Here is a 15,602-nt window from a genome sequence, read left to right as displayed (position 1 = left end):
AGGGCGGTCGTACAGTGGCTGGGGGCGCACGCCAGTGCATGGTGACGTGGTTCCGGGGACACCCCCCGGGCTTCCGGCACCGCTAGTAGGGAGGCACCTGAAGTGAGTGAGCTGCGGTTCGTCCGTCTGGGGTTCGGCGAGGATTCCGTCGAGTACCAGGAGGCATGGCAGAAGCAGCGCGAGGTGCACGCCGCCCGCTTCGAGGACACGGTCCCCGACACGTGCCTGCTCCTGGAGCACCCGCCCGTCTACACGGCGGGCCGGCGCACGGCGGAGAACGAGCGCCCGCTGGACGGCACCCCGGTCATCGACGTCGACCGCGGCGGCAAGATCACCTGGCACGGCCCGGGGCAGCTCGTCGGCTACCCCATCCAGAAGCTTCCGCGCCCGGTCGACGTCGTCGCGCACGTCCGTCGCCTGGAGGACGCCCTGATCCGTACGGCCGCCGAATTCGGCGTGGAGACCTCCCGGGTCGAGGGCCGCAGCGGTGTCTGGGTGCTGGGTGACCCGGTCGAGGAGCGGGCGTCGCTCGGCGGGCTCTCCCTCGACTTCGACCCGCGCCTTCAGGACGAGGAGTTCGACCCGCGGATGAACGGCCCGGAGTACGCGCCGTCCAACGCGGGCCAGCGCCGCGAGGACCGCAAGCTCGCCGCGATCGGTATCCGGGTCGCCAAGGGTGTGACCATGCACGGCTTCGCGCTCAACGTGAATCCGGACAACACCTGGTTCGACCGGATCGTGCCGTGCGGCATCCGGGACGCGGGCGTCACCTCACTCGCGTACGAACTGGGGCGCGACGTGACGATCGCGGAGGTCCTCCCGGTCGTGGAGAAGCACCTCAGGGACGTCCTGGAGAACGCGGCACTCGCGCCCCGGACCGTCGAGCCCGCGAAGGCCGCCGCTCCCGCCGCCACCCCGGCCCCCGCCTAGCGGGCGGGGAATAGGCCCCGTCGGCCCCAGGTTGGCCAGACGTAAAGCCGTTCTAACTACGGGCGTACCCTGGTGTTCGCCGAAGATTCGAATGCAGCGAAAGCAAAGGGGAGCCGGAGTGTCCGCTGTCGCACCCGACGGGCGCAAGATGCTGCGCCTGGAGGTCCGGAACAGCCAGACCCCCATCGAGCGCAAGCCCGAGTGGATCAAAACGCGGGCGAAGATGGGCCCCGAATACACGCAGATGCAGAAGCTCGTGAAGAGCGAGGGCCTGCACACCGTGTGCCAGGAGGCCGGCTGTCCGAACATCTACGAATGCTGGGAAGACCGCGAGGCCACGTTCCTCATCGGTGGTGACCAGTGCACCCGGCGCTGTGACTTCTGCCAGATCGACACGGGCAAGCCCGCCGCCCTCGATCTCGACGAGCCGCGCCGTGTCGGCGAGTCCGTCGTCACGATGGACCTGAACTACGCCACCATCACCGGCGTCGCGCGCGACGACCTGGAGGACGGCGGAGCCTGGCTGTACGCGGAGACCGTCCGCCAGATCCACGGCCTGACCGCGGAGCGGGAGGCGGGCGCCACCAAGGTGGAGCTGCTGATCCCCGACTTCAACGCGGAGCCCGCACAGCTGGCCGAGGTCTTCTCCTCGCGCCCCGAGGTGCTGGCGCACAACGTCGAGACGGTCCCGCGGATCTTCAAGCGGATTCGTCCCGGGTTCCGTTACGAGCGCTCCCTGGACGTCATCACGCGGGCCCGCGAGGCCGGTCTGGTGACCAAGTCCAACCTGATCCTCGGCATGGGCGAGACCCGCGAGGAAGTCAGTGAGGCGCTGCGGGATCTGCACGACGCGGGTTGCGAGCTCATCACGATTACGCAGTACCTGCGGCCGTCCGTACGGCACCACCCGGTCGAGCGCTGGGTGAAGCCGCACGAGTTCGTGGAGCTGAAGGACGAGGCCGAGGCGATCGGTTACTCCGGCGTGATGTCGGGTCCGCTCGTCCGTTCCTCGTACCGCGCCGGACGCCTCTTCCAGCAGGCGATCGAGCGGCGTCAGGCGCTGGCGGCAGCGCCCGCGGCGACCGCGCCCGCCGTGTGAAACCGGGCACAGAACGCCACTGAGCGGTGAAGACCGATTCGAAGCGGCTCATGCGCTCCCCGCAGGTCGGGGACGCGTATGGGCCGCTTCGGCGTGCGCGGCGCCGAATTCCAGGCTTCATTGGTGTTTGACCGACCGGTCATGCGCTGGTAACACCAAGCAGTGACCCTGGGTACACACGCGGCAGCAGCTCCGTCGGCCGCCGCCGGGTCACCACTTCCCGTACTCAGTCCGCGCCCAGTCAGCGCATCCGCTCCGAGAGGGAACTCCACCATGCAGGCCGTGCCGGTACGCGCCAACGCCATCCCGTCCGTCACCAGCGCCCTCCGTGCCGTCGAGTCGCTGCTGCTGAGCAGCGGCCAGCGCACCGCCCGTCACAACGCCTGGACGGCGGTCCTGGAGGACCGCCGCAGGGCGAAGGACCGGGTCGAGGCCCAGCATGTACTGGAGGCCGTGGCCGACCACCGTTCTTAGGCCACGTAAACTTCAGTACATGGCGAGGAAGGCAAACACTGAAGGCGCGGACAGCGCCGAGAACGCGGGGCGGCTCAAGCAGATCGCCCTGACCTACAAGATGACCAGGCGGACCGACCCCAAGATCGGTCTTGTCGTCGCGGGTGTGGGAATCGTCACCTTCGGTGTCCTCCTCGCGATCGGTTTCCTGATCGGCCACCCCGTCTACGCGGGCATCCTGGGCTTCGTCCTGGCGCTCCTCGCGATGGCGATCATCTTCGGACGTCGCGCCGAGCGCGCGGCCTTCGGACAGATGGAGGGGCAGCCGGGCGCGGCAGCGGCCGTTCTGGACCGGGTCGGCCGTGGCTGGACCACGACTCCGGCGGTCGCGATGAACCGCAGCCAGGACGTCGTCCACCGGGCCGTGGGCAAGGCGGGCATCGTGCTGGTCGCCGAGGGCAACCCGAACCGGGTGAAGAGCCTGCTGGCGGCCGAGAAGAAGCGCATGGCGCGCATCGTGGTGGACGTGCCGGTGCACGACATCATCGTCGGTGACGGCGAGGGCCAGGTGCCGCTGAAGAAGGTGCGCACCAAGATGCTGAAGCTGCCCCGCGTCCTGACCGGCCCGCAGGTCACCGCGGCCAACGACCGGCTGCGGGCGATGGGCGACCTGATGAGCAACATGCCGCTGCCGAAGGGTCCGATGCCTAAGGGCATGCGGATGCCGCGCGGCGGAAAGATGCGCTGACCCCGCCCGTACAGCTCGTTCCTCGTACCCGTACCTCGTACAAGCCCGTACCTCGTACCTCGTAACAAGAAGGGGCGGTCGTGGACCCGATCAGGTCCACGACCGCCCCTTCTTCACGTTCCGGGCGCCTGTATCCGCGATCCGTCAGATGCGGACCTGCACGGCGCGGGCCAGCCGGTCGTGGAGGCCGCGGCCGTCGCGGTCCCAGACCAGCGGCGGGATGACCAGGAGGAGCAGCACGCTCCTGACGATCACGCGCCCGGTGCCGAGCCGCTCACCGTTCTCCGCGAGGACCCGCAGGCCCAGGATGCGCTTGCCCGGTGTGCTGCCGATGGTTCCGACGGTCAGCACACTCAGGACGAGGAAGACGCCGAGCGCCCAGTTCCCGGCCGCCTGCTGGTCACCGCGAGCGAGCAGCCCGTATGCGATCACCATGCACAGCGCCCAGTCGATGAAGATCGCTCCGAAGCGCCGGCCCAGCGGAGCCACGGACCCCGGTCCGTGCTCGGGCAGCCCGAGGCGCTGTCCCCGGTAGCCGAAGTCGACGCCCATGTCCTCGGCGGCCGCGCGCGGCCCGGACAGCCACGATCCGATTACTTGCCTGTTGTCCACCCGTCCACGGTACTGCGCCCGCGTTTGCACCCGGCCGGGCGGGGGCACGGAACACGTCGCTGAGGTGCCGCGCCCAGTTCGCCCGGTTAACTTGGGCGAAACAAATGGGTCATGCTTGAGAAATCCCGTCTGCCTATGGTCGGGTCCAGCGTGTGCCACCGCACTGGCCGCACGAAAGAGCTGCAACCCCGCCCTTCTCCGGGTCGGGAGTAGGAGGAGTTGGATGTTCCAGAACGCCGACGACGTGAAGAAGTACATCGCCGACGAAGACGTCAAGTTCATCGACGTCCGGTTCTGCGACCTGCCCGGTGTGATGCAGCACTTCACCATCCCGGCGGCGGTCTTCGACCCGACCGAGGAGCTCGCCTTCGACGGCTCGTCGATCCGCGGCTTCCAGGCCATCCACGAGTCCGACATGGCGCTCCGCGCGGACCTCTCGACCGCTCGTGTCGACCCGTTCCGCCGCGACAAGACCGTCAACATCAACTTCTTCATCCACGACCCGATCACCGGCGAGCAGTACAGCCGTGACCCGCGGAACGTGGCCAAGAAGGCCGAGGCGTACCTCGCCTCCACCGGCATCGCCGACACCGCGTACTTCGGCCCCGAGGCCGAGTTCTACGTGTTCGACAACGTGCGCTTCCAGACCTCGGCGAACGAGTCCTTCTACCACATCGACTCCGAGGCCGGCGCCTGGAACACCGGGTCGGAGGAGAACAACCGCGGCTACAAGGTCCGCTACAAGGGCGGCTACTTCCCGACCCCGCCGGTCGACCACTTCGCCGACCTGCGTGCCGAGATCTCCCTGGAGCTGGACAAGAACGGCCTCCAGGTCGAGCGCCAGCACCACGAGGTCGGCACCGCCGGCCAGGCCGAGATCAACTACAAGTTCAACACGCTGCTCGCCGCGGCCGACGACCTGATGCTCTTCAAGTACATCGTGAAGAACGTCGCCTGGCGCAACGGCAAGACCGCGACCTTCATGCCGAAGCCGATCTTCGGCGACAACGGCTCGGGCATGCACGTCCACCAGTCCCTGTGGGCCGGCGGCGAGCCGCTCTTCTACGACGAGCAGGGTTACGCGGGCCTGTCGGACATGGCGCGCTATTACATCGGCGGCATCCTGAAGCACGCCCCGTCGCTGCTGGCGTTCACCAACCCGACGGTGAACTCGTACCACCGCCTGGTCCCCGGCTTCGAGGCCCCGGTCAACATGGTCTACTCGCAGCGCAACCGCTCCGCCGCGATGCGCATCCCGATCACGGGCTCCAACCCGAAGGCCAAGCGCGTCGAGTTCCGCGCACCGGACCCGTCCTCGAACCCGTACCTCGCCTTCTCGGCGCTGCTGATGGCCGGCCTGGACGGCGTGAAGAACAAGATCGAGCCCGCCGAGCCGATCGACAAGGACCTCTACGAGCTGGCCCCCGAGGAGCACGCGGGCGTCCAGCAGGTCCCGACCTCCCTCCCGGCCGTCCTGGACGCCCTGGAGGCGGACCACGACTACCTCCTCGCCGGCGGAGTCTTCACGCCCGACCTCATCGAGACGTGGATCGACTACAAGCGCACGAACGAGATCGCCCCGATCCAGCTGCGCCCGCACCCGCACGAGTTCGAGCTGTACTTCGACATCTAAACCGCGGGGTCGGGGTGACCAGGGCCCTACGTCCTGGGAACAGGCTGTGACCTGCGAAAACTCCCCCGATTCACTGACGTGAAGTCAGAAACGCCAGCACAGGCCGCTACCCCCATGGCCGGGGTAGCGGCCTGTGCGGTGTCAGCCCGCCAGCAGCTCGCGCAGTTCCGCGACCGCCTCGCGAAGGCGGTCCGCGAAGGCGTGCATCTGGGCGGCCACCGGGAGCGGGGTGCTCAGGTAGAGGTTGAAGCGGTCGGGCAGCAGGACGTAGGCGATGCCGATGCACTTGCTGCTCGTGGAGCCGAAGCCGAAGTACTGGATGTTCTCCGACGGCGCCGAGCTGGTGCTCAGGTAGTCGTCCCGCATCGTGAGCCAGCCCGGTGAGCGGTACAGGGCGGGCTGTTCGGTGATGCCGAGTTCGGCGCCGCGGCGGCGCTGGATGAGCTCCAGCTCCCACAGGTGCTGTTCGGGGGCGTCTCCGGCCTGGCATTCCTTCGCCCGGGCCACATGGGCGCCCGCAGCCGCGCGGAACGCGGCGCGGCGGGTTTCGGGGTCCGCCGCCGGGTCGTCCATCGCGGCCACGAAGGCCGGCATCTCGGGGGTGACGACGCGCATCGCCTCAGTCCGGCCGTGGCGGAACTGGCGGGTCGCGATCGACTCGTACGTGGCACCGAGGTGCCCCTTGGCGCGCTGGTGGGCCAGTTGGTAGGCGGCCTGGACGAACGCGTCCGGGGATACGCCGAGCGCTTTGGCCGCGGTGCTGCCGAAGTCGTCGAAGGAGACCGTGCTGGTGGCGGTGGCGGCACCGTACGCGGCGAACGCTTCGGCAGCCGAGAGCACCTGGGTGCGCTGGGCGGCGTCCAGCTCGAACGTGAGGGGCGTCGGGACCGGTCGACCCTGCGGGCGGGCGCCGGACCGGCGGGCGTGCTCCTCGGGTGAGGTGCTGAGCAGCGCGTCGGTGAAGCTCAGGATGGTCGTCCCGTCGAGCTCGCAGTGCTCCACGTTGATGCCGGCCCGGCCGTTGGCGTGGACGACGAAGGAGACGGCCTTGTCGAACCAGCGGTTGCCCCGGTCTCCGTACAGCAGCTCGTCGCAGGTGGTCTTGGTGTCCTCGGGTGCGAAGTCCTCCAGGCAGACGCAGAACAGCGCGGTCTCGATGACGTCCAGCGTCCCGGCGTTGTGGGGGTGGGCGAGGAGGCCGTCCCGGGCAGCCGCCCACTCCGCACGCGCCATGGTGGTGAGGTGGCCGACCCGGTCGGCCTCGTCCGTGTGCACATCGGCCCTGGTCACCGCACGCAGCCCGGCTTCGATCTCGTCGAGGCTGTGCGGGGCGCCGTCCTCACCGAGTACGTCCAGCCGGAACATGCTGCCCCGGAAGAACACCACGATGTGCCGGGCCGTGGAGGGACCGGGCGCGCTGTCGCCGTACGGGGCGCGCACCGTGTCCAGGGGGACGCCGGGGATACGGGTCGTGGAGAACAGGTACTTGTTCTGCACCATCGACTGGGGCACTCCGCGCTGCTCCACCGGCGCGATGAGGCCCTCGTCCAGCTGCCGCTTGTAGTGGAGCGCCCCGGCGACGAGCCCGGCCGCCCGGTCGATCTGCCCCTGGCCGGTGTCCTGGAACAGGAAGAAGAAGTTGGCGTTGAGCGCGATCCGGTCCCGGCGGCCGAGATAGCGGTACGGCCAGAAGGTGTCGAGCCAGCTGTGCACGCCCTCCGTGCCGTTGTACTCCTCCAGCGCCGCGTGCAGGACCCGGCCGGGTCCGTCGGGCCGCAGGAAGGCGGCGACCTCGGCCTCGGTCTCCGCGCGCTCCTGCGCGGTCAGGAGCGGTGCGCTCCAGGCGAGGAACCTCTCGCAGCTCGCGTCGAGCGTGGGCAGCGGCACGCGTGGCAGCTCGCCCTCCCGGGCGAAGGTGGCGCTGACCGCGACTTCCTGGCTGACGTTCAATTCGGCTCTTCTTTCGGTTGGTGGGAGGGGCGACGGGGTTTCAGTGAGGGCGGGAGAGGTAGAGCTGGGCGTACATCCAGCCCTCCTCCTCCAGGCCCCGCGCATCCACTCCGGCGGCCGCCATGCTGTCCAGCACGCGCGCCTGTTCCCGCGCGTCGACGAACTTCCGCTGCTTGAAGACATCGTCGACCCGGACGGTGCGGTATCCGAGTGCGGCCAGGGCGTCCTCGACCGGATCGAAGGGGAACATCCGCAGGACGAAGTGCGCCATCCAGGGGCGCCGTCCACCCTGTGCCCGTACGACACGGGTGAGGGTGCGCTCGGTGACGTAGCCGATACAGCCCGTCGAGATCACGATGTCCGTCCCGGCGAGGTGTGCGAGCTGCTCCGGTGTGGGGTCGTTCGCCTCCAGGTCGGCGTGGACCGCTTCGTCGAGGAAACCGGCCTCGCGCGCGTAGGCCAGGGCGCTGGTGGACGCGTCCAGCCCGGTGAAGCGGAGGCCGTGCGCGGGTCTGCGGGAGCGGGAGAGGTCGCGGTCGCGGACCAGGAGCTCCTCGCGGGACATCCGGGCGGCATCGCCGTAGCGCGCGTACAGCTCGTCCATCGTCGCGTCGCACTTCAGCAGGGCGGCGTTGATCCCGTAGGAGCAGCCAATGTCCAGGACGGTCGGGACCGCCACCCCCTCCGACTCCCGGTACTCCTTGACGAGCTTCTCGAAGTACGGCTTGGCCTGTTGGGGAACGCAGTAGCCGAGGGGGCGGAGCACCTCGAAGTACGGGCGCGGGTCGGGCGCGGTGTAGATGTGGTCGAGCGAGACTTTTCCGTTCGCGTCGAAACGCAAGGGACTACTCCTCCGTGGTTCGCGGGGCGGGCGGGAACCGTCTGCGCGGGACAGGCCCTAGTCCAGCAGCTCGTCTCCCCGTACGGCCCGGCCTTCGGCGGCCCGGTGTGCGGGCAGGACGCGGCCGAAGAGCTGCCGGGTACGGGGCACGCTCCCGATGACACCGGGGCGCTCGCTGTAGGCGAAGATCGCACAGTGGCGTGCCACGTCGCCCCGCACGGGGCTGACGCGGTGCAGTGAGTAGCGGCCCTTGAAGAGCTGCAGGTCGCCCGGCCGGAGGAGCAGGCGCTCGCCCCTGGTGCGGCCTTCCAGGACGTCGCGTACGGCGTCGAAGCGCTCGTCCCGGGCGGACCTGATGTTCGGGCAGTACTCGAAGTCACCGCCTGCCCGCGCCTGCTGGGTCAGCATGCTCACCGTGTACTCGTTGGTGTCGAAGTGCCACGGGTGCTCCATGCCCGGCCGTACGACGTTGAGAACGAGCCCGGAGAGCGGATCGGCGAGTTCGTGCAGCCGCGGCAGTCCGAAGCAGTCGGCGACGAAGCGCTGGAAGACCTCGTGCGCGTAGAGCCGGCTGATGAGGGCGCCCGCGGGGATGTGGTCGCGCGCGACGAACGCGTTGCCCCGCTGGAAGGTGCGCCGGCCGGGGTGGTTCCCGGGCAGAGCCGTGTCCACGTCGATGTTGTAGACGTTGACGGTCTCGACGTCGAAATACGCCTGGGGTGCGAGGGCCGCGCACTCCTGGCGCAGGACCTCGTGGAGCGACGGGCGGATGAAGTCCGGCAGTACGGTGCAGCCGACCGTGGCCAGTTCGTGCCGGGCCTGGTCGATCACCGCCAGCCCCTGGACGCTCCCCGGGTCCGACAGGGGGTAGCGGTCCGTGTCGACCACCTGGTCGAGCGTGGTGGCTTGCAGCATGCTCAATTCGACCCTTCCACGCGCACGTCGATAACTCGACTGACGAGTAACAGAGTTGAAGTTCCCACAGCGCCGCCACATTGTCTGTGACACGTCATACCTTGACGTTCGCCGGTCGAGGCCGATCGCCAACGGGTCACCGGAGCGCGAGTCGCGCTCCGGTGACCCGATCAGGGCGACGGCCCCGGCGTCAGGTGCGGGAGGCCGGGGTCAGCGGCCGTAGCGGATCAGGGTGCGGACCATGCGGCAGGTGGTGTCGGACGGCGGGTGGGTGCCGAGGCGCTCGGCCATGGTGCGTATGCGGATGTTGGTCGCGCTCGACGGCTGGTAGACGCCCGCGTCGAGCAGGGCGATCGCCAGGCGCATGGCCTTCAGGCGGCGGTTGTGGGAGACGTACCACTCGCGGGGCCGGCCCGCGGGGAGTCGCTTCCTCCGCAGGGGCTTGGTGAACTGGTCGTGGAGCGGCTTGGTCGTGACGGCGGCAACGGCCATCGGCATCCTCCTGGCACGGTGGTGGAACCCTCGCGAACTCCCTTTATTTTACTGCCCACCACTGACAATCGCCCCTGGCCAGAAGGGCTTTCGAGGCTCCCTCGCGTAACCTGGGCACCATGGAGATCTGGATCAATCCGGCGTGTTCCAAGTGCCGCAGCGCAGTGGACCTGCTCGATGCGGAGGGTGCCGAGTACACCGTCCGCCGTTACCTGGAGGATGTGCCGTCGCCCGACGAGATCCGGGACGTGCTCGAACGGCTCGGACTTGAGCCGTGGGACATCACACGGACCCAGGAGGCGGACGCGAAGGAGCTCGGACTCAAGGAGTGGCCGAGGGAGACCGGTTCGCGTGAGCGGTGGATCGAGGCCCTCGCCGCTCACCCCAAGCTGATCCAGCGGCCGATCATCACCGCCGACGACGGAACGGCCGTCGTGGGACGCACGGATGAGGCGGTACGGGACGCGCTGGGGCGTTGATACGGCCCCGGCCGGTCAGCGTTCGTCGGTGCCGGCTCGCTTGCCGGTGGCCAGGGCGATCCGGTTCCAGGTGTTGATGGTGAAGATCAGGGCGAGCAGCTGGGCCAGTTCCGCTTCACCGAAGTGCGCCGCGGCCCGCCCGTACACCTCGTCGGAGATCCCGCCGTCCGCGACCCGGGTGACCGCGTCGGTGAGGGCGAGCGCCGCCTGCTCCTTCTCCGTGAAGAAGTGCGTCGCCTCCTGCCACACGGCGACCATGTGCAGCCGCTCCTCGCTCTCGCCCGCCTTCCGCGCGTCGGTGGTGTGCATGTGAAGGCAGTACGCGCAGTGGTTGAGGTGCGAGGACCGGATCTGCACCAGTTCGACCAGCGTGGGGTCGAGCCCCTCCCGCGCCGCGGCGTCCAGGCCGATCACGGCCCGGAACGCCTTCGGGGCGGCCTTGGCGAAGTTGAGCCGGACGGTGGTGCCGGTGGTGGTGGACGGGGCGTCGGTCTTGATCTCTGTCGTCGTCATGGGTACGAATCTACGAGAACCGGCGACCGCTTACGGGGTGCATTTCGATGGTTGATTCGTGGGTCAATTCCGCGGAGGTGCTGGGCAGCGATCTGCCGCTCGCCCTGTCGGGAACGGGCAATCGGCGAGCCGTGCTCATGCGGGCGCTGCGCGAGGCGGTCCGGAGCGGGCGGCTGACACCGGGAACCCGGCTGCCGCCGTACCGTTCGCTCGCCGCCGATCTGGGGCTGGCCCGCAACACCGTCGCGGACGCCTACGCGGAGCTCGTCGCCGAGGGCTGGCTGACCGCCCGCCAGGGCTCGGGCACCCGGGTCGCCGAGCGCGCGGCGCCCGTCACTCCCGTACACCGGCAGCGGACCCCGCCCCGGACCGTCCGCCCGGCCCACGACCTGGTCCAGGGGAAGCCGGACCCCTCGGTCTTTCCCCGGGCCGCGTGGCTGGCCTCGGCCCGGCGGGCGCTCACCGAGGCACCGCACGACGCCTTCGGGCCGGGCGATCCGCACGGGCGGCCCGAGCTGCGGCGGGCCCTGGCCGGATATCTGGCCCGGGTACGCGGTGTACGGACGGCGCCCGAGCGCATCGTGCTCTGCTCGGGCGCCGCGCACGGGCTGCGGCTGCTGGCGGACGTGCTGGGCGGGCCGTGGGCGGTGGAGGCGTACGGGCTGCCGTTCCACCGTGCGCTGCTCACCGGTCAGGGGGTCGGCACCCGCCCCCTCCCGGTGGACGAACACGGCGCTCTGGTCGATGAGTTGAGGGGAACGGACCGGGCGGTCCTGCTCACCGCCGCGCACCAGTTCCCGACGGGTGGGCCGCTGCACCCCGAGCGGCGCGCCGCCGTGGTCGACTGGGCACGGGCGACCGGCGGTGTGGTCGTGGAGGACGACTACGACGGCGAGTTCCGTTACGACCGGCAGCCCGTCGGCGCGGTCCAGGGCCTCGATCCGGAACATGTGGTGCTGATGGGGTCGGTGAGCAAGAGCCTCTCCCCCGCGCTGCGGATCGGCTGGCTGGTGCTTCCGGAGCGGCTGGTGGAGGACGTCGTGACGGCCAAGGGAGAACGCGAGCAGTGGTCGAGCGCCACGGACCAGCTGACGCTCGCGGACTTCGTGGAGTCGGGGTCCTACGACCGTCAGGTGCGCCGGATGCGGCAGCGCCACCGGCGCCGGCGCGACCAGCTCGTGGCCGCCCTGGCCGAGCGGGCACCGTACGTCCGGGTCTCCGGGATCGCGGCGGGTCTGCACGCGGTCCTGGAACTGCCGCCGGGGACGGAGCGCTCGGTGGTGCGGGCGGCGGCCTGGCAGGGGCTGGCGGTCGAAGGGCTCGCGGACTACCTGCACCCGGCGGCGACCGAGGACGGCCGGGACGGACTGGTCGTGGGGTACTCGACCCCGGCCGAGCACGCCTATCCGCACGCCCTGGACGCGCTGTGCAGGGCGTTGCCACCGGAGTGAGCGGCCGGGACGGGCCGGTCGTGGGGGCTCGACGCCCCGCGCTGCCCCCGGGCGAGGGACCGACCGCCGGCCCGGCGCCCCCGCCGCTCAGACGCCCCGTGCGCGCGTCAGCAGTCCCGTCTCGGCCGCCGCCAGCAGTTCCGTCAGGCGCAGCCCGAACCGTACGTCGCAGGGGTGCGCCACCCCCGTACGCACCGAATCGGTCAGCGCGTCCACCGCGCCCCGGAACGCACCCACCGCGTCGCCCCAGTCCGGCAGGGTGACCACGCCCCGCTCGCCCCTCAGCTCGATCTCCATGCCCACCGCCGCCACGGGTGCGCCCAGCCCGAGCGTCACCGTGCTCGAAGCCCCGGAGGCGTGGCGGAGTACCAGGTGGGTGGTGTCGGCGGGGCCAGGGGCCGCCGTCAGCTCCGTCACCTCGCCCAGGACCGGGATCAGGACCGAGAGCACGTGCGGGCCGACGTCCCACAGGCCGCCCTTCTCCCGGCGCCAGGGGGACGCGGCGTACTCGCTGGTCGCCTCCGGTGCGTAGAGCGCGCCGAGCCACTGGGCGCGTGCGGTGAACCAGCCGTCCAGCGCGGCCTGTTCGCTGATCCACCGGGCCGTCTCGGTGGCGAACCGCAAGGTGCAGAAGACCACGGAGGCGACCCCGGCCTTCTCCGCCGCTTCCGCGATCTCCCGCGCGCCCGCGACGGTGGTCGCGATCGGTTTGTCCATCAGCAGGTGGCAGCCGGCGGCCGCGGCGCGGACCGCCAGCGGGGCCTGGATGTCCGGCGGCAGGGCGAAGGCCACCGCGTCGCTCGCCGCGAAGAGCTCGTCGACGCCCGCTTCGCCCGTGTACGCCTCGGTGCCGTGCACGGCGGCCAGCGCCTCCGCCGCCTCCGGGCGGCGGCCCCAGATGCCGCTGAGCCGGACGCCGGGGTGGTCCGCGAGTGCCGGGGCCTGTGTGTTGCGGGCCCAGGGCCCCGTACCCAGCAGGCCGATCCTCAGCGGTGTGTTCGCAGCAGTAGGTGTGGTCATGGCAGCCAGTGTGCCCGGCGGGTCGCCACCGCCCGCGCATCCCTCCTGGTGGGCACCGGTCCGCCCCGTATACGACGCGGGCCGTTCACCCGCTCGAAGACGTTCCGGCTACCGGCGCACGGAGGGCGGGCAGTAACGGAGGAAACCTCGGTAACACGGGGTTCACATTCGGGCAACGGCCGGGAAATCGCGGCTTGCGAAGCTGCGCGGCATAGACCGCAGCACCCCCCGAAGGATGGCTTCCGTGACGTTCAAGGCTGAGTACATCTGGATCGACGGCACCGAGCCGACCGCCAAGCTTCGCTCCAAGACGAAGATCATGGCGGGGTCGCCCTCCACCGATGTGGCGGACCTGCCCATCTGGGGCTTCGATGGTTCGAGCACCAACCAGGCCGAGGGCCACGCCTCCGACCGGGTGCTGAAGCCGGTCTTCACCTGTCCGGACCCGATCCGCGGCGGCGACGACGTCCTCGTCCTGTGCGAGGTCTTCAACATCGACATGACGCCGCACGAGTCCAACACCCGTGCCACGCTCCGTCCGGTCGCCGAGCAGTTCGCGGGCCAGGAGCCGATCTTCGGCATCGAGCAGGAGTACACCTTCTTCGACGGCCACCGCCCGCTCGGCTTCCCCGAGGCCGGTTTCCCGGCCGCGCAGGGTGGTTACTACTGCGGTGTCGGCGCCGACGAGATCTTCGGCCGCGACATCGTCGAGAAGCACCTCGACAACTGCCTCAAGGCGGGTCTCGGCATCTCCGGCATCAACGCCGAGGTCATGCCCGGCCAGTGGGAGTTCCAGGTGGGCCCGCTGGCCCCGCTGGAGGTCTCCGACCAGCTGTGGATCGCGCGCTGGCTGCTGTACCGCACCGCCGAGGACTTCGACGTCTCCGCGACCCTGGACCCGAAGCCGGTCAAGGGCGACTGGAACGGCGCCGGCGCGCACACCAACTTCTCCACCAAGGCGATGCGCGAGGGCTACGAGGCGATCATCACCGCGTGCGAGTCGCTGGGCGAGGGCTCGAAGCCGCTGGACCACGTCAAGAACTACGGCGCGGGCATCGACGACCGTCTGACGGGTCTGCACGAGACCGCCCCGTGGAACGAGTACAGCTACGGCGTCTCCAACCGTGGCGCCTCGGTGCGCATCCCGTGGCAGGTCGAGCAGGACCAGAAGGGGTACATCGAGGACCGCCGCCCCAACGCCAACGTCGACCCGTACGTCGTCACGCGGCTGATCGTCGACACCTGCTGCACCGCGCTGGAGAAGGCCGACCAGGTCTGATCCCGCTCTTCGTCGTCACGCGGGGGCGCCCACCGGATTCCGGTGGGCGCCCCCGCGTCGTCGGTTCCCGGATTCCGGGGCCGGGGGGCGTCCCCGCGTCGTCGGCCGGGCGTCGCCGGTGGACAGGGCGTATCGACGGGTGAGAGGGCACTGCTGCGCTACGGCGATGTCTGCTTCAATGGGTACATGGCCAGCTTCAAGCACACCTCGTCGGGTCGCAGCGACCTCGAGCCGTTCTGGCCCTCTCGTCAGCATCATGACTTCGACCGGGTGTGTTGCCGCGCGTGGAACGCGCAGGCCCTCTAAAGCCGCTCACCCCGGTCTTCGGCCCGCGCGCACGACGTACGTCCCTCGACGACTCCTCGCGCGAAAGAGCTGATCCTCATGGCGAACACTCGTACCTTCTCCGCCGCTTCCGCCGCCACCGCGGCATCAGCGGCGTCCGCTGCGGCCACCTCCACCACCCGCCCCCACTCCCCGCACCGTCCCCGGCTGCGTTCCGTCGACCCCGATGAGGTCGTCCACCTCGCCGACGTGGCCGATCTGCTGCCGCCGGGAGCCACCTGGCTGCCCGCGCCGCAGCACACCCTGCCCGCGCTGCCGGGCCGGCCTCCGATGATCGGATACCTGGTGCTCGTACCCGCTGACCAGCAGACGGCCATCGCCGGGGCCGTCGCGGCCTCCCGGCAGGGGCAGCCCGCCGGGCCCGAACAGGCCCCGCACGCCCAGCAGTTCGTGCCCGAGCCGGTCGCCGAGGACCCGGCCGGCGGGCCCGTCCGCATCGACTCCACCCGGCGTACCGCGGCGGTGGACGGCGTCACGCTGGACCTCACCTACCTGGAGTTCGAACTCCTCGCCCATCTGGTGGCGCACCCCCACCGGGTCCACACCCGCGATCAGCTGGTGACGACGGTCTGGGGATACGGGCACGTGGGTGACGGGCGCACCGTCGATGTCCATATCGCGCGGCTGCGCCGCAAGTTGGGCGCGGAGCACCGCCATGCGATCCAGACGATCCGGCGCGTGGGCTACAAGTACGCCCCCTGAGACGCCCTGCGGCGACGCACCGCGACAGGAGAGGGGGGGGGGGGGGGGGGGGGGGGGGGGGGGGGGGGGGGGGGGGGGGGTGGGTGGGGGGGGGGGGGGGGGGGGGGGGGGGGGGGGGGGGGGGGGGGGGGGGGGGTCCG

16 protein-coding genes are annotated in these 15,602 nt (G+C 70.4%); 9 read left to right on the top strand and 7 right to left on the bottom strand.

Features of this window, described 5'->3' with window-relative positions; all coding sequences use genetic code 11:
• Nucleotides 1-102 precede the first annotated feature (102 nt).
• From lipB to AC07FA_RS03705, 4 genes are all read left to right on the top strand, one after another.
• Complete coding sequence (gene lipB, locus AC07FA_RS03720; protein WP_479073034.1) at nucleotides 103-930, top strand: lipoyl(octanoyl) transferase LipB; 828 nt, start codon at nucleotides 103-105, stop codon at nucleotides 928-930.
• Nucleotides 931-1,048: 118 nt separating this feature from the next.
• Nucleotides 1,049-2,029 carry a lipoyl synthase gene (lipA, locus tag AC07FA_RS03715; protein WP_479073033.1) on the top strand — a complete coding sequence of 327 codons (981 nt, stop codon included), beginning with the start codon at nucleotides 1,049-1,051 and terminating at the stop codon, nucleotides 2,027-2,029.
• Nucleotides 2,030-2,302: 273 nt separating this feature from the next.
• The gene (locus tag AC07FA_RS03710) at nucleotides 2,303-2,503 is read left to right on the top strand and encodes an SCO2195 family GlnR-regulated protein (RefSeq protein ID WP_479073032.1); all 201 of its coding nucleotides are present in this window, start codon (nucleotides 2,303-2,305) and stop codon (nucleotides 2,501-2,503) included.
• Nucleotides 2,504-2,522: 19 nt separating this feature from the next.
• Nucleotides 2,523-3,230, top strand: coding sequence for a DUF4191 domain-containing protein (locus AC07FA_RS03705; protein WP_479073031.1), 708 nt, complete (start codon nucleotides 2,523-2,525; stop codon nucleotides 3,228-3,230).
• Between the two features lie 144 nt (nucleotides 3,231-3,374).
• On the opposite strand, the gene AC07FA_RS03700 is transcribed toward AC07FA_RS03705, so the two are convergent.
• Complete coding sequence (locus AC07FA_RS03700) at nucleotides 3,375-3,842, bottom strand: RDD family protein (protein WP_479073030.1); 468 nt, start codon at nucleotides 3,840-3,842, stop codon at nucleotides 3,375-3,377.
• A gap of 223 nt (nucleotides 3,843-4,065) precedes the next feature.
• Here AC07FA_RS03700 and glnA point away from each other — a divergent pair, with 223 nt between their 5' ends.
• Nucleotides 4,066-5,475 carry a type I glutamate--ammonia ligase gene (gene glnA / locus AC07FA_RS03695; RefSeq protein ID WP_479073029.1) on the top strand — a complete coding sequence of 470 codons (1,410 nt, stop codon included), beginning with the start codon at nucleotides 4,066-4,068 and terminating at the stop codon, nucleotides 5,473-5,475.
• 141 nt (nucleotides 5,476-5,616) lie between these two features.
• Here glnA and AC07FA_RS03690 read toward each other — a convergent pair whose 3' ends face one another.
• The 4 genes from AC07FA_RS03690 to AC07FA_RS03675 all read right to left on the bottom strand — a co-directional run bounded on the left by AC07FA_RS03690 (nucleotide 5,617) and on the right by AC07FA_RS03675 (nucleotide 9,673).
• A complete protein-coding gene (locus tag AC07FA_RS03690) occupies nucleotides 5,617-7,425 on the bottom strand; it encodes a choline/carnitine O-acyltransferase (RefSeq protein WP_479073028.1) in 1,809 nt (602 codons plus the stop codon).
• Nucleotides 7,426-7,465: 40 nt separating this feature from the next.
• Nucleotides 7,466-8,266, bottom strand: coding sequence for a class I SAM-dependent methyltransferase (locus tag AC07FA_RS03685; protein ID WP_479073027.1), 801 nt, complete (start codon nucleotides 8,264-8,266; stop codon nucleotides 7,466-7,468).
• Between the two features lie 57 nt (nucleotides 8,267-8,323).
• Nucleotides 8,324-9,187 (bottom strand): HalD/BesD family halogenase, encoded by an 864-nt coding sequence (locus AC07FA_RS03680; protein WP_479073026.1) that lies wholly within the window; start codon nucleotides 9,185-9,187, stop codon nucleotides 8,324-8,326.
• 204 nt (nucleotides 9,188-9,391) lie between these two features.
• On the bottom strand, nucleotides 9,392-9,673 hold the full coding sequence (locus AC07FA_RS03675; protein ID WP_479073025.1) for a hypothetical protein: 282 nt from the start codon (nucleotides 9,671-9,673) through the stop codon (nucleotides 9,392-9,394).
• Between the two features lie 119 nt (nucleotides 9,674-9,792).
• Between AC07FA_RS03675 and AC07FA_RS03670 the strand changes: the two genes are divergently transcribed.
• Complete coding sequence (locus AC07FA_RS03670; protein ID WP_479073024.1) at nucleotides 9,793-10,152, top strand: arsenate reductase family protein; 360 nt, start codon at nucleotides 9,793-9,795, stop codon at nucleotides 10,150-10,152.
• Nucleotides 10,153-10,167: 15 nt separating this feature from the next.
• On the opposite strand, the gene AC07FA_RS03665 is transcribed toward AC07FA_RS03670, so the two are convergent.
• Complete coding sequence (locus tag AC07FA_RS03665) at nucleotides 10,168-10,665, bottom strand: carboxymuconolactone decarboxylase family protein (protein WP_479073023.1); 498 nt, start codon at nucleotides 10,663-10,665, stop codon at nucleotides 10,168-10,170.
• 47 nt (nucleotides 10,666-10,712) lie between these two features.
• Here AC07FA_RS03665 and pdxR point away from each other — a divergent pair, with 47 nt between their 5' ends.
• Nucleotides 10,713-12,116, top strand: coding sequence for a MocR-like pyridoxine biosynthesis transcription factor PdxR (pdxR, locus tag AC07FA_RS03660; protein ID WP_479073022.1), 1,404 nt, complete (start codon nucleotides 10,713-10,715; stop codon nucleotides 12,114-12,116).
• Nucleotides 12,117-12,203: 87 nt separating this feature from the next.
• Here the strand turns inward: pdxR and AC07FA_RS03655 are convergent, their stop codons facing one another.
• Nucleotides 12,204-13,136, bottom strand: coding sequence for a Gfo/Idh/MocA family protein (locus tag AC07FA_RS03655; RefSeq protein WP_479073021.1), 933 nt, complete (start codon nucleotides 13,134-13,136; stop codon nucleotides 12,204-12,206).
• Nucleotides 13,137-13,380: 244 nt separating this feature from the next.
• On the opposite strand from AC07FA_RS03655, the gene glnII reads away from it, so the two are divergent.
• Nucleotides 13,381-14,415, top strand: coding sequence for a glutamine synthetase (gene glnII, locus AC07FA_RS03650; protein ID WP_479073020.1), 1,035 nt, complete (start codon nucleotides 13,381-13,383; stop codon nucleotides 14,413-14,415).
• 384 nt (nucleotides 14,416-14,799) lie between these two features.
• Nucleotides 14,800-15,462 carry a winged helix-turn-helix domain-containing protein gene (locus tag AC07FA_RS03645; protein ID WP_479073019.1) on the top strand — a complete coding sequence of 221 codons (663 nt, stop codon included), beginning with the start codon at nucleotides 14,800-14,802 and terminating at the stop codon, nucleotides 15,460-15,462.
• Nucleotides 15,463-15,602 lie beyond the last annotated feature (140 nt).

This window comes from Streptomyces sp. NPDC045968, from assembly GCF_056430475.1.
The sequence above is the reverse complement of the archived record's forward strand: the minus strand, read 5'-3'. Positions and strand labels throughout refer to the sequence as shown.

Coding starts and splice junctions, on each gene's coding strand:
- AC07FA_RS03710 (WP_479073032.1), top strand. CDS start 2,303: ATGCAGGCCGTGCCGGTACGCGCCAACGCCATCCCGTCCGTCACCAGC.
- AC07FA_RS03705 (WP_479073031.1), top strand. CDS start 2,523: ATGGCGAGGAAGGCAAACACTGAAGGCGCGGACAGCGCCGAGAACGCG.
- glnA (WP_479073029.1), top strand. CDS start 4,066: ATGTTCCAGAACGCCGACGACGTGAAGAAGTACATCGCCGACGAAGAC.
- AC07FA_RS03675 (WP_479073025.1), bottom strand. CDS start 9,673: ATGGCCGTTGCCGCCGTCACGACCAAGCCGCTCCACGACCAGTTCACC.
- AC07FA_RS03670 (WP_479073024.1), top strand. CDS start 9,793: ATGGAGATCTGGATCAATCCGGCGTGTTCCAAGTGCCGCAGCGCAGTG.
- AC07FA_RS03665 (WP_479073023.1), bottom strand. CDS start 10,665: ATGACGACGACAGAGATCAAGACCGACGCCCCGTCCACCACCACCGGC.
- pdxR (WP_479073022.1), top strand. CDS start 10,713: ATGGTTGATTCGTGGGTCAATTCCGCGGAGGTGCTGGGCAGCGATCTG.
- AC07FA_RS03655 (WP_479073021.1), bottom strand. CDS start 13,136: ATGACCACACCTACTGCTGCGAACACACCGCTGAGGATCGGCCTGCTG.
- AC07FA_RS03645 (WP_479073019.1), top strand. CDS start 14,800: ATGGCGAACACTCGTACCTTCTCCGCCGCTTCCGCCGCCACCGCGGCA.